Origin of the sequence: Streptomyces sp. NPDC050732 (assembly GCF_040654255.1) — a bacterium.
GTDB lineage: Bacteria > Actinomycetota > Actinomycetes > Streptomycetales > Streptomycetaceae > Streptomyces.
Window position 1 is genome coordinate 70,900 of sequence record NZ_JBFAHP010000031.1, and the last position, 12,473, is coordinate 83,372.

Annotated in this window: 8 protein-coding genes; 3 read left to right on the forward strand and 5 right to left on the reverse strand. The window is 72.4% G+C overall.

All coding sequences use genetic code 11. From position 1 onward, the window contains the following. Positions 1-7: 7 nt before the first annotated feature. Positions 8-1,906, forward strand: a complete 1,899-nt coding sequence (locus tag AB0H82_RS26365; RefSeq protein ID WP_362996877.1) for an ABC transporter ATP-binding protein — start codon at positions 8-10, stop codon at positions 1,904-1,906. Positions 1,907-1,936: 30 nt separating this feature from the next. Here the strand turns inward: AB0H82_RS26365 and AB0H82_RS26370 are convergent, their stop codons facing one another. The 5 genes from AB0H82_RS26370 to AB0H82_RS26390 form a co-directional block, all read right to left on the reverse strand. After that, a complete protein-coding gene (locus AB0H82_RS26370) occupies positions 1,937-3,229 on the reverse strand; it encodes an RNA polymerase sigma factor (RefSeq protein WP_362996814.1) in 1,293 nt (430 codons plus the stop codon). Between the two features lie 184 nt (positions 3,230-3,413). Continuing rightward, a complete protein-coding gene (dnaG, locus tag AB0H82_RS26375) occupies positions 3,414-5,312 on the reverse strand; it encodes a DNA primase (RefSeq protein WP_362996816.1) in 1,899 nt (632 codons plus the stop codon). A gap of 43 nt (positions 5,313-5,355) precedes the next feature. Beyond that, entirely contained in the window at positions 5,356-6,618 is a 1,263-nt protein-coding gene (locus tag AB0H82_RS26380; RefSeq protein WP_362996818.1) for an FAD-dependent oxidoreductase, read from the reverse strand. A gap of 176 nt (positions 6,619-6,794) precedes the next feature. Further along, the gene (locus tag AB0H82_RS26385) at positions 6,795-8,141 is read right to left on the reverse strand and encodes a deoxyguanosinetriphosphate triphosphohydrolase (protein ID WP_362996819.1); all 1,347 of its coding nucleotides are present in this window, start codon (positions 8,139-8,141) and stop codon (positions 6,795-6,797) included. An 86-nt stretch (positions 8,142-8,227) separates the two neighbouring features. Further along, on the reverse strand, positions 8,228-9,145 hold the full coding sequence (locus AB0H82_RS26390; RefSeq protein ID WP_362996821.1) for a sirohydrochlorin chelatase: 918 nt from the start codon (positions 9,143-9,145) through the stop codon (positions 8,228-8,230). 232 nt (positions 9,146-9,377) lie between these two features. On the opposite strand from AB0H82_RS26390, the gene AB0H82_RS26395 reads away from it, so the two are divergent. Then, positions 9,378-10,109, forward strand: coding sequence for an ElyC/SanA/YdcF family protein (locus tag AB0H82_RS26395; protein WP_362996823.1), 732 nt, complete (start codon positions 9,378-9,380; stop codon positions 10,107-10,109). Positions 10,110-10,326: 217 nt separating this feature from the next. Beyond that, positions 10,327-12,420, forward strand: coding sequence for a molybdopterin oxidoreductase family protein (locus AB0H82_RS26400; protein ID WP_362996825.1), 2,094 nt, complete (start codon positions 10,327-10,329; stop codon positions 12,418-12,420). Positions 12,421-12,473 lie beyond the last annotated feature (53 nt).

Here is a 12,473-nt window from a genome sequence, read left to right on the forward strand (position 1 = left end):
TGGACCGATGATGGGTCCCGACTCCCGGTCCATGGACTTCAAGGGCTCGGGCAAGCGGCTGCTCGCGCAGTTCAGGTCCGAGCGCGCCACGATGTACGGGATGCTCGTGGCCGGCGTCCTGAGCGTCGCGCTCTCCGTGCTCGGCCCGAAGATCCTCGGCCGCGCGACCGACCTGCTCTTCGCGGGCATCGTCGGCCGCGACATGCCCGAGGGAACGACGAAGGAACAGGCCCTCGACGGCCTGCGCGCCAGGGGCGAGGGCGGCACGGCCGACATGCTCTCCGGCGTCGACTTCACCCCCGGCGAGGGCATCGACTTCGGCGCGGTGGGCGAGGTCCTGCTGCTCGCCCTCGGCACGTTCCTGGTGGCGGGCCTGCTGATGGCCGTGGCGACACGGCTCTCGAACCGCGCCATCAACCGGACCGTCTTCCGGCTGCGCGGCGACGTACAGGCGAAGCTGTCGCGGCTCCCGCTGGCGTACTTCGACAAGCGGCAGCGCGGCGAGGTGCTCAGCCGCGCCACGAACGACCTCGACAACATCAACCAGACGCTGCAGCAGACGATGGGCCAGCTCATCAACTCACTGCTGACCATCATCGGCGTCCTGGTGATGATGTTCTGGGTGTCGCCGCTGCTCGCGCTGGTGGCGCTCGTCACGGTGCCGCTGTCGTTCTACGTGGCGACGAAGGTCGGCAAGCGGTCGCAGCCCCAGTTCGTGCAGCAGTGGAAGACCACCGGCAAGCTCAACGCGCACGTCGAGGAGATGTACACCGGGCACACCCTGGTGAAGGTCTTCGGGCGGCAGGAGGAGTCGGCGAAGGCGTTCGCCGAGCAGAACGAGCAGCTGTACGAGGCCGGGTTCAAGGCGCAGTTCAACAGTGGCGTCATGCAGCCGCTGATGTTCTTCATCTCCAACCTGAATTACGTCCTTGTCGCCGTGGTGGGCGGTCTCCGGGTGGCCTCCGGGTCGCTGTCGATCGGTGACGTGCAGGCCTTCATCCAGTACTCGCGGCAGTTCTCGATGCCGCTCACGCAGGTCGCCTCGATGGCGAACCTGGTGCAGTCGGGTGTGGCGTCCGCCGAGCGGGTCTTCGACATCCTCGACGCGGCGGAGCAGGAGGCCGACCCGGTGCCCGGCGAGCGGCCCGCGAAGCTGCGCGGGCGCGTCGAGATGGACCACGTGTCCTTCCGCTACGACGCGGACAAGCCGCTCATCGAGGACCTCTCCCTGGTCGTCGAGCCGGGGCACACGGTCGCCATCGTCGGACCGACGGGCGCGGGCAAGACGACGCTGGTCAACCTGCTGATGCGGTTCTACGAAGTGACGGGCGGGCGCATCACCCTCGACGGCGTCGACGTGGCGAGGATGTCGCGGGACGAACTGCGGTCCGGGATCGGCATGGTGCTCCAGGACACCTGGCTGTTCGGCGGCACCATCGCGGAGAACATCGCGTACGGCGCGACGAAGGACGTCACGCGCGAGGAGGTCGAGGAGGCGGCGCGCGCCGCCCACGCGGACCGTTTCGTGCGCACGCTCCCCGACGGGTACGACACGGTCATCGACGACGACGGCACGGGCGTGAGCGCCGGCGAGAAGCAACTCATCACCATCGCGCGGGCGTTCCTCTCCGACCCGGTGATCCTGGTGCTCGACGAGGCGACGAGCTCCGTCGACACGAGGACGGAGGTACTCATCCAGAAGGCGATGGCCCGTCTCGCGCACGGGCGGACGTCCTTCGTCATCGCGCACCGGCTGTCCACGATCCGTGACGCCGACACGATCCTGGTCATGGAGAACGGAGCCATCGTCGAACAGGGCACGCATGATGCCCTGTTGGCGGCGGACGGCGCCTATGCCCGTCTCTATGCGGCTCAGTTCGCGCAGGCCGTGGCCGAGGTGGACTAGGGCGTGCCCTGACTCCCCCGAGGGGCTGCCTCAGTCGAGGTAGCCCCTCAACTGGTCCGCGAACGCGTGGTCGCGGAGCTTGTTGAGGGTCTTGGACTCGATCTGGCGGATGCGCTCACGGGTCACGCCGAAGATGCGGCCGATCTCCTCCAGGGTGCGGGGCCTGCCGTCCGCGAGGCCGTAGCGCAGCTGGACCACCTTGCGCTCCCGCTCACCGAGCGTGGACAGGACCGCCTCCAGGTGCTCACGCAGCAGCAGGAACGCCGCCGACTCCACGGGGCTCGTGGCGTCGCCGTCCTCGATGAGGTCACCGAGCGCGACGTCGTCCTCCTCGCCGACGGGGGCGTGCAGCGAAACGGGCTCCTGCGCCAGGCGCAGGACCTCGCTGACGCGCTCGTGCGGCAGGTCCAGGTGGGCGGCGACCTCTTCGGGCGTGGGCTCGTACCCCCGCTCCTGGAGCATGCGGCGCTGGACGCGCACGACACGGTTGATGAGCTCCACGACATGCACGGGCACGCGGATCGTGCGGGCCTGGTCCGCGAGGGCGCGGGACATGGCCTGGCGGATCCACCAGGTCGCGTATGTCGAGAACTTGTAGCCCCGGGCGTAGTCGAACTTCTCGACCGCCCTGATCAGGCCGAGGTTCCCCTCCTGGACGAGGTCGAGCATGGTGAGGCCGCGGCCCACGTACCTCTTGGCCACGGAGACGACCAGGCGGAGGTTGGCCTCGATGAGGCGGCGCTTCGCCATCCGGCCCACGACCACCAGCTTGTCGAGGTCCAGGGCGAGTTGGGAGTCCAGGTCGGGGGTGTTGCTCAGCTTCTCCTCGGCGAAGAGGCCGGCCTCCACGGCGCGGGCAAGATCCACCTCCTCGGCCGCGGTGAGCAGGGGTATCCGCCCGATCTCGCGCAGGTACTGGCGGAACAGGTCGGACGAGGGGCCGCCGGTGTCGGCGCGGCTGCGGGGGGCGGGGAGGTCGAGGGTCTCGGGCTCCAGGGCCTCGGGGACCTCCGGGGCTTCCTGTACCGCCTGGGGCTCCGCCGCTTCGGGTTCGCCCTGCACCTCCGGGTGCCGGGTGGCTCGGCTCTGCGGCGGGACCGACTCCAGGACGTTCGTATCCGCATCCGCGTGCGCGGCGGTGTCGGCTTGGGTGAGGGTCTGGGTCTGCACGGGGGCGACCTCCAGGGTGATCGCTGCTGAGGCGTGCGGCAACGGGAGAGGGACGACGGCCTCGCCGCTGTCCGTCCCGGACACGATGTGTGGAACCGCGGGGGTGTCGGACCCGCTGTCTGCGGGTCGGCCGCGCTCCGAGGACTCAGGCACCGGAACCCAGTGTGGGGCACGACACACGGCCGCCACGAGGGGCGTGCGGTGACTTTTTGAGTCCGGTCCGTAACCGCGTGGTTACCGGCCGGGTAACCCTCAGCCGCCGAGGTGAACCCCCCGACGGCCACCGGGGGCGCCCCGGAGCGCCCGGGGGCTCGTCCCGGAGCGCGCGCGGCTTACCTCACAGCGCTTCGGCGCCCCGCTCGCGCAGCGCCTGGCCGTACTGCTGGAGGACCCACAACTCGCTCTGGACCGCCGCCAGATGCTGCGGGTCGCCGCCCGCGCCGAGCCGGGCGAGGCTGCCCTGGACGTCCCGGATGCGGCGGTCGACGGCGCGCAGCCTGACCTGGACCAGCTGCATGCCCGCGTACATCTCGTCGACGGTCTTGCGCAGGATCGCCTCGACGGCGAGCTCGGTGACCATGGAGCGGACCGCGTCGTCGGGCGCCGCGTCCCGGACGCGGACGAGGTACTCCTGCGGGTCCTGCGCGCCCTGCTCGGCGCCGCCCGCCTCCTCGATGGCGCGGCGCACCGCGGCGTAGGGCGGGGCGGTGAACTCGTCCAGGCCGTACGCGTCGAAGGCCGGGGAGACCAACTGCGGGTACTGCAGGGCCAGTTTGAGCAGCTCGCGCTCGGTGCGGTGGGCGGGGCTGCGCAGGTTGAGCGCGGGGCCGCTGAAGCCCTGGGGCGCGGACTCGTACGCCGGGGAGGAGCGCTGCGGGGCCGGGGCCGGGCCCCTGCCGCCGCGGTCGCGGGCCCAGCGGGCCAGCTGTGCGACGCGCTTGACGACGAACTGCGTGTCGAGGATGCCGAGCATGCCGGCGAGCTGCACGGCGACCTCGTGCTGCGCGCCGCTGTTCTTGATGCGGGCCACCACGGGGGCGGCCTCGTCCAGGGCGGCGGCGCGGCCCGCGGGGGTCTCCAGGTCGTAGCGCGAGACGATCTGGCGGAGGGCGAACTCGAAGAGCGGCGTACGCGGTTCGACCAGGTCGGCAACGGCTCCGTCGCCCTTGGCGAGGCGCAGGTCGCAGGGGTCCATGCCGTCGGGGGCGATCGCGATGTACGTCTCGGCGGCGAACTTCTGGTCGTCCTCGAAGGCGCGCAGGGCCGCCTTCTGGCCGGCCGCGTCGCCGTCGAAGGTGAAGATCACCCGGGCCGAGCCGTTGTCCATCAGGAGGCGGCGGAGGATCTTGATGTGGTCGCCGCCGAAGGCCGTGCCGCAGGTCGCGATGGCGGTGGTGATGCCCGCGAGGTGGCAGGCCATCACGTCCGTGTAGCCCTCGACGACGACGGCGCGGCTGGACTTGGCGATCTCCTTTTTGGCGAGATCGATTCCGTACAGGACCTGGGACTTCTTGTAGATCGGCGTCTCGGGCGTGTTCAGGTACTTCGGGCCGTTGTCGTCGTCGCGGAGCTTGCGGGCGCCGAAGCCGACCACTTCGCCGCCGATGTCGCGGATCGGCCACATGAGGCGGCCGCGGAAGCGGTCGATGGGGCCGCGGCGGCCCTCCTGGGAGAGGCCGGAGAGGGTCAGCTCCTTGTCGCTGAAGCCCTTGCCGCGGAGATAGCGGGTGAGGTGGTCCCAGCCGGCCGGGCTGTAGCCCACGCCGAAGTGCGCGGCCGCGGCCTGGTCGAAGCCGCGCTCGGCGAGGAACTTGCGGCCGATCTCGGCCTCGGCGCTCTCCAGCTGGTCCACGTAGAACTGGGCGGCGATTTTGTGGGCCTCGACGAGGCGGATGCGCTCGCCGCGCTGGTGCGAGGGGTTGTACCCACCCTCTTCGTAACGCAGCGTGATGCCTGCCTGGGCGGCGAGGCGCTCGACCGTCTCGGAGAACGTGAGGTGGTCGATCTTCATCACGAAGGCGATCGTGTCGCCGCCTTCCTGGCAGCCGAAGCAGTGGAAGAGACCCTTGCTCGGGCTGACCTGGAAGGACGGTGACTTCTCGTCGTGGAAGGGGCACAGGCCCTTGAGGTTTCCACCCCCCGCGTTGCGCAGCTGGAGGTAGTCGGAGACCACGGCGTCGATCGGGACCGCGTCCCGAACCGCCTTCACGTCCTCGTCATTGATCCTGCCTGCCACGTACGAATACTACGGCGCGCCTGTGACACTCCCGCCCGGCCGGTCACGTCAGGAGCGACGCCAGGGGGGTCGACGGGTCCGCGAGTGCGTCGGGGTCCGGGCGGACGCCCCGCCGGATGAGCTGCTGCACGGTCTCCGTGACGTCCCACACATTCACGTTCATCCCCGCGAGGACCCGCCCCTCGCGCAGCCAGAAGGCGACGAACTCGCGCTTGCCGGTGTCGCCGCGGACCACCACTTGGTCGTACGTCCCCGGGGGCGCCCAGCCCGAGTACTCCAGGCCCACGTCGTACTGGTCGGAGAAGAAGTAGGGCACGCGGTCGTACGTGACGTCCTGGCCGAGCATGGCGCGGGCCGCGGCGGGGCCGCCGTTCAGGGCGTTGGCCCAGTGCTCCACGCGCAGACTCGTGTCGAAGAGCGCGTGGCGGACGGCGGCCACGTCGCCCGCGGCGTGGATGTCGGGGTCGGAGGTGCGCAGCGACGCGTCGACGGCGATGCCGCCGCCCGCGGCGCGGTCGACCAGGTCGAGTCCTGCGGCCTCGGCGAGGGCCGTGCGCGGGGCCGCGCCGATCGCGGCGAGCACGTCGTGCGCCGGGTGCTCCTCGCCGTCGTCGGTGCGGGCGGCGAGGACCATGCCGTCCTGGCCGACGATCTCGGTGAGGCGGGCCCCGAAGTGGAAGCGGACGCCGTGCTCGGCGTGCAGGTCGGCGAACATCTGCCCGATCTCGGGGCCGAGGACGGCGTGCAGCGGCGTCGGCTGGGGCTCGACGACGGTGACCTCCGCGCCGTACTCCCGGGCGGCCGCCGCGATCTCCAGGCCGATCCAGCCGGCGCCCGCGATCACCAGGTGGCCGTTGTCCCTGCCGAGGGCGGCGAGGACGTGCCGCAGCCGGTCGGCGTGTGCGAGGCGGCGCAGGTGGTGGACGCCCGCGAGGTCGGTGCCGGGGACGTCGAGGCGGCGCGGCTCGGCGCCGGTGACCAGGAGCAGCTTGTCGTAGCGGATGACGGTGCCGTCGCCGAGGCGCACGGCCTTCGCTTCGCGGTCGACGGCGACGACGGTCTGGCCCAGGTGCAGTTCGACGTCCGCTTGCGCGTACCACCCCGGTTCGTGCACGAAGACGCTGTCGCGCTCCTCCTTGCCGAGGAGGTAGCCCTTGGACAGGGGCGGGCGCTCGTAGGGGTGGTCCCGCTCGTCGCCGATGAGGATCACCCGGCCGGTGAACCCTTCGGAGCGGAGCGTCTCGGCCGCCTTGGCGCCGGCCAGCCCTCCTCCGACAATGACGAACGTCTGATCCGCGTCGACCACTTGATGCCTCCTTGCCCGGGGTACCGGGGGTGTCCCCCGGAAGAACACAGCGTTGCCCTTCGGCCTCGCCGCAACAGGGAGCGTCCCGCACAGAGCGTGATGGGGGAAGGGGGCGTGGCCTCGACTGGCCACATTTCGTCACGCCTTGTGGTCACTCCATGGTCACTTACCGTGTTTCACCGCAGTCCCGCCGTCAGCCGGGTGTGCAGCGCGCGGGCCGCCGCGTCGGTGAGGGACGCGATCTGGTCGACCACGACGCGCTGGGCGGCGCGGTCGTCGGGCGCCGCGTCGTACAGCGCGCGGAACTGCGGGTCGAGTCCGTCGGGCGCGCGCGTGGTGAGCGCGTCGGCGAGCTCGGCGACGACGACGCGCTGGTCCGCGCGGAGCCGCTCCTGGGCGGGGCGCTGCATCACGTAGCGATCGGCGACGGCCTTCAGTACGGCGCATTCGTGTCGTGCCGCGCGGGGGACGACGAGCTCGGCGGTGTACCGCGTGAGGGGGCCCGGGCCGTACCGCGCGCGGGTGGCGCTCTCCGCGGCCAGGCAGAAGCGGCCGATGAGCTGGCTGGTGGCGTCCTTCAACCGGGCCTGCGCGACGGCCGATCCGTCGTATCCGTGCGGCCACCACTCCTGGTCCAGGAGTCGGTCGAGGGCCTGGGCGAGCTCTTCGGGGTCGGTGTCCGAAGGGACGTAGCGCCCGAGGGCGACGGCGTAGATGTCCTGGCGCTCGGGCTCGGCGTGCAGCGCGTTCGGATCGATGTGTCCCGCGTGCAGGCCGTCTTCGAAGTCGTGGACCGAGTACGCGACGTCGTCGGACCAGTCCATGATCTGCGCCTCGAAGCAGATGCGCTGTCCCGGGGCCTCCTTGCGGACCCAGTCGAAGACGGGCCGGTCGTCTTCGTAGACCCCGAATTTGGGGGATGCCGGGTCGGTGGGGTGGGCGCCGCGCGGCCAGGGGTACTTGGTGGCGGCGTCGAGGGCGGCCCGGGTGAGGTTGAGGCCCACACTGACGAGTTCGCCAGTGGATTCGGAGCGGACGAAGCGCTTCGGCTCGATGCGGGTGAGGAGCCTGAGCGACTGGGCGTTGCCCTCGAAGCCGCCGCAGTCCGCCGCCACTTCGTTCAGCGCCTGTTCGCCGTTGTGCCCGAACGGGGGGTGGCCGAGGTCGTGCGAGAGGCAGGCCATTTCGACCAGGTCGGGGTCGCAGCCCAGGGCGGCGCCCAGCTCGCGGCCCACCTGGGCGCACTCCAGGGAGTGCGTCAGCCGGGTGCGGGCGCTGGCGTCCCAGGCCTGGCTCCTGGTGCCGGGCGTGACGACCTGGGTCTTCCCGGCGAGGCGGCGCAGCGCCGCTGAGTGCAGGACGCGCGCGCGGTCGCGCTGGAAGGCCGTGCGGCCCGGCCTCTTGTCGGGCTCGGCGGCCCACCGCTCGACGGCCGCGTCGTCGTAGGCGCTGTAGACGCTGTGGACGTGGACGCCAGGGGGGGTGCGGGCCTCGGGTCGCGCCTTCGGTGCTGTGCCTTCCATGCACCGACAGTAGACGCAAGCAGTGACAAACAGGGATCTGGCCCCTGGGATTCGGCCTCCGCCGTCCGCCCTCCGCGTCCCCTCCCTCAGACGCTGGTCAGGCGGCGCCGCCGGGCCGGTGCCGGGGCGGTGCGCGCCTGGTCGTAGCGGTGCAGGACGAGGCGGGCGAGTGCCGGGTGGGGGCCGAGGGGGGCCGCGGCGATCCAGGGCGCGGCGGCCGCGGCCTGGGTGGCGAAGCGGCCCGGCGCGGTGAAGTAGGCGGCGACGGCGGTGCGCGTCCGCCCGTCCGCGGCCAGGGCTTCGAGCGCCTCCGGGACGGTGCGGGCGCAGGCCGGGGTGGGCGCGGCGTAGGCGGGTACGACGGGGACGCCCAGGCGTTCGGCGAGCAGCCCGGCGGCGGTCTCCGTGTCGGCGGCCGACTCCGGGTCGCGGGAGCCCGCTGCGGCGAGGACCACCGCGTGCCTGCGCCGCGCGCCCGCGCCCCGGGGCCGCTCGGGCCAGCCGGCCTGGACGAGCCGGGCGTGCAGCGCCTCGGCGAGCAGCGGGTGGGGGCCGAGCGGGGCGGCGACGCGGGTGTCGAGGTGGGGCGCGCCCGCGGCGGCCGCCGGCACGTCGCGCTTGACGTGCTGGCCGCGGCCGAGGAGCAGCGGCACGAGCACGGCGGAGCCGGACCGCTGGGCCGCGAGGGTCTCGGTGAGCAGCGGCTCGTTCAGCTCGATGTGGCCCAGGCGGACGGCGAGGCCGGGGCGTTGCTCGCGGATGCGCTCGGCGAGGGCCGTGACGGTGGTGAGGGCGCGCGGGTCGCGGCTGCCGTGGGCGACGAGGACGAGCGTGGGGCGGGGGTCGGGACGCGGGGCGTGGCGCGGTGCGGGGCGGCGGCTGCCGTCGGGTGAGACGAGGCTGAGCTGGGTGCCGAGCTGGCTGGTGATGCGGTCCATGATCTGCGCCGTACTGTCGAGGTGAGTGCTGCCGGACTCGTCGCGAAGAGCGGTCGACGGCGTCATGAACCGAGGATGGCGGGGAGATATTGCGGGCGCGTTGCGCGGCGGTGACGACTGTTTTCGGCGGGCTCACGGTGGGCGGCGGGGCGCGGTCAGGGGTGGGTCGGGGTGTTCTCGGGGGTCTTCTCGGGGGTGTTTCGGGGGCACGGATCACTGATGTCGTCGGTGGGGCGGTCTACGGTTGTGGCATTGATCGGATCGGGGGAGATCCGGCGGGCACGGGGGCGGATCAGCGATGGAAAAAGACAGGGACAGGCCGCGCAAGCCTCAGCGGCTGCGGCTACGGCTGCGGCTGCGGCTGCGGCTGCCGCACTCACGGCAGGGGCAGCGGCGTGCCGTACAGGCGGTGATGGCGCTGTGCGTGCTGGCGCTGCTGCCCACGACCTGGCTGTTCGTGGCGACGGACGGCAAGGTGGGCTCGGTCGCGGACGCGCCGCGCACCCGGGTCGCGGTGGTCTTCGGCGCCGGGCTGTGGAAGGGCGAGCCGTCGCCGTATCTGGCGCACCGGCTCGACGCGGCGGCGGAGTTGTACCGCAGGGGGCGCATAGAGGTCGTGCTCGTCACGGGCGACAACAGCCGCGAGGAGTACGACGAGCCGGACGCCATGCGCGCCTATCTCAAGGAGCACGGCGTGCCGGGTCGCCGCATAGTGAGTGACTACGCCGGATTCGACACCTGGGACTCCTGCGTCCGCGCCAAGAAGATCTTCGGCGTGGACCGGGCGGTGCTGATCAGCCAGGGCTTCCACATACGCAGAGCGGTCGCGCTGTGCGACGCGGCGGGCGTCTCGTCGTACGGGGTCGCGGTGGACGCCAAGCACGACGCCACCTGGTACTACGGCGGCGCCCGGGAGATCTTCGCGGCAGGCAAGGCCGCCCTGGACGCGACGTTCCACCCGGACCCCCGCTTCCTGGGCCCCCACGAACCAGGCATAGCCCAAGCCCTGACAACACACCGCGCGCCCTGAGGGGGCCGGCGGGCCCCGTCAGAGGCGGGAACTGCGCGGCCGGCCAAAGGCAACCCGCACCCGGCAACCATCAGATCCAGGCAGACGAGAAGCCGGGGCGCGGGACGGCGGAAGAGGGGAGGCCTCACCGCGGGGTGCGGGGACGACTGAGGCGGGGTTACCGCACGCGTAACACGCGGGCGCAGGGCACGTAACAAGCCCGACGCACGCTGACCCCATGCACTCCACGGCGACTTCGACCCACTGTCCGTACTGCGCGCTGCAATGCGGGATGGGCCTCATCAACGGCCCCCAAGGTGTGGAGGTCGTCGAGCGGCCGGGGTTCCCCGTCAACAAGGGGGCCCTGTGCGGCAAGGGCCGCACGGCTCCCGCCGTGCTCTCCTCCCGGGTGCGTCTCACCGAGCCCCTCGTCCGGTCCCACGCCACGGGCAGGCTCACGCCGGCCACCTGGGAGGAGGCCCTCGACCGGATCGCCGACGAGCTCACGCGCACGCGGGCGGAACACGGCGCGGACGCGTGCGGGGTGTTCGGCGGGGGTGGCCTGACCAACGAGAAGGCGTACGCGCTGGGCAAGTTCGCGAGGGTGGCGCTCGGCACGTCGCAGATCGACTACAACGGACGGTTCTGCATGTCGTCGGCCGCGGCGGCCGGACAGCGGGCGTTCGGGCTCGACCGGGGGCTGCCGTTCCCGCTGGCGGACATCCCGCGCACCGGCTGCGTGATCCTCGTCGGGTCGAACCTCGCGGAGACGATGCCGCCCGCCCTGCGGTACCTGACCGAGCTCAGGGCGAACGGCGGCACGCTGATCGTCGTGGACCCCCGGCGGACCCGGACGGCCGAGCAGGCCGACCTGCACCTGGCGCCGAGGCCCGGCACGGACCTCGCTCTGGCGCTCGGGCTGCTACACCTGGTCGTGGCCGAGGGCCGTACGGACGAGGCGTACATCGAGGAGCGGACGAGCGGATGGGAGGAGGCGCGGGCGGCGGCGATGGCGCACTGGCCGGAGCACGTCGAGCGGATCACCGGCGTGGCGGTGCCCGAACTGCGCGAGGCCGTACGTCTCTTCTGCGACGCCGACAACGCGATGGTGCTCACGGCGCGCGGGCCGGAGCAGCAGTCCAAGGGCACGGACACGGTGGGGGCGTGGATCAACCTGTGCCTCGCCACCGGCCGCGCCGGGCGGCCGCTGTCCGGGTACGGCTGCCTGACGGGGCAGGGCAACGGCCAGGGCGGGCGCGAACATGGCCAGAAGGCGGACCAGTTGCCCGGTTACCGCAAGCTGACCGATCCGGCGGCGCGGGCTCATGTGGCGGGGGTGTGGGGTGTGGACCCGGACTCCTTGCCGGGGCCGGGCAGGTCGGCGTACGAGTTGCTGGACGCGTTGGGCGGGGACATCAAGACGCTGCTGCTGATGGGCTCCAACCCGGTGGTCTCCGCGCCGCGGGCCGCGCATGTGGAGGAGCGGCTGCGGTCGCTCGACTTCCTCGCGGTGGCGGACGTGGTGCTGTCCGAGACGGCTCGGCTCGCGGACGTGGTGCTGCCGGTGACGCAGTGGGCGGAGGAGACCGGGACGGTGACGAACCTGGAGGGGAGGGTGCTACTGCGGCGGCAGGCCGTGTCCGCGCCGGCCGGGGTGCGCAGCGACCTGGACGTGCTGCACGGGCTCGCGGAGCGCCTCGGCCACGGGAAGGGCTTCCCCGCCGAACCGGAGGAGGTCTTCGAGGAGTTGCGCCGGGCGAGCGCGGGCGGGCCCGCGGACTACTCGGGGATCAGCTACGAGCGGTTGCGGGAGGACGACGGGGAGGGAGTGTTCTGGCCGTGTCCGGAGGAGGACACGGAGCGGCGGCGCGGGACGCCGCGGCTGTTCCTCGACCGGTTCGCGACCGAGGACGGGCGGGCGCGTTTCGTGCCGGTGGCGCACCGGGATGCCGCGGAGGAGCCGGACGCGGAGTATCCGGTGCTGCTGACCACGGGGCGGGTGCTCTCGCAGTACCAGTCCGGGGCCCAGACGCGGCGCGTCGACGAGCTCAACTCTGCCGCTCCGGGGCCCTTCGTGGAGCTGCATCCGAGGCTCGCCGCGCGTCTGGGGGTCGGGGAGGACGATCCGGTCGCCGTCGTCTCCCGGCGGGGCCGCGCGGTGGCTCCGGCCCGGGTGACGACGGCGATCCGCGCCGACACGGTCTTCATGCCGTTCCACTGGCCGGGCGAGGGGCGGGCCAACAACCTGACGAATCCGGCGCTGGATCCCGTGTCGCGGATGCCGGAGTTCAAGGTGTGCGCGGTGCGGCTGGAGCGGGTGGAGCGGGCGTAAGGCGGTGGGGCGGGCCCGGGGTCGAGGTCCGGGCCCGCGGTCGTACGGTGAGG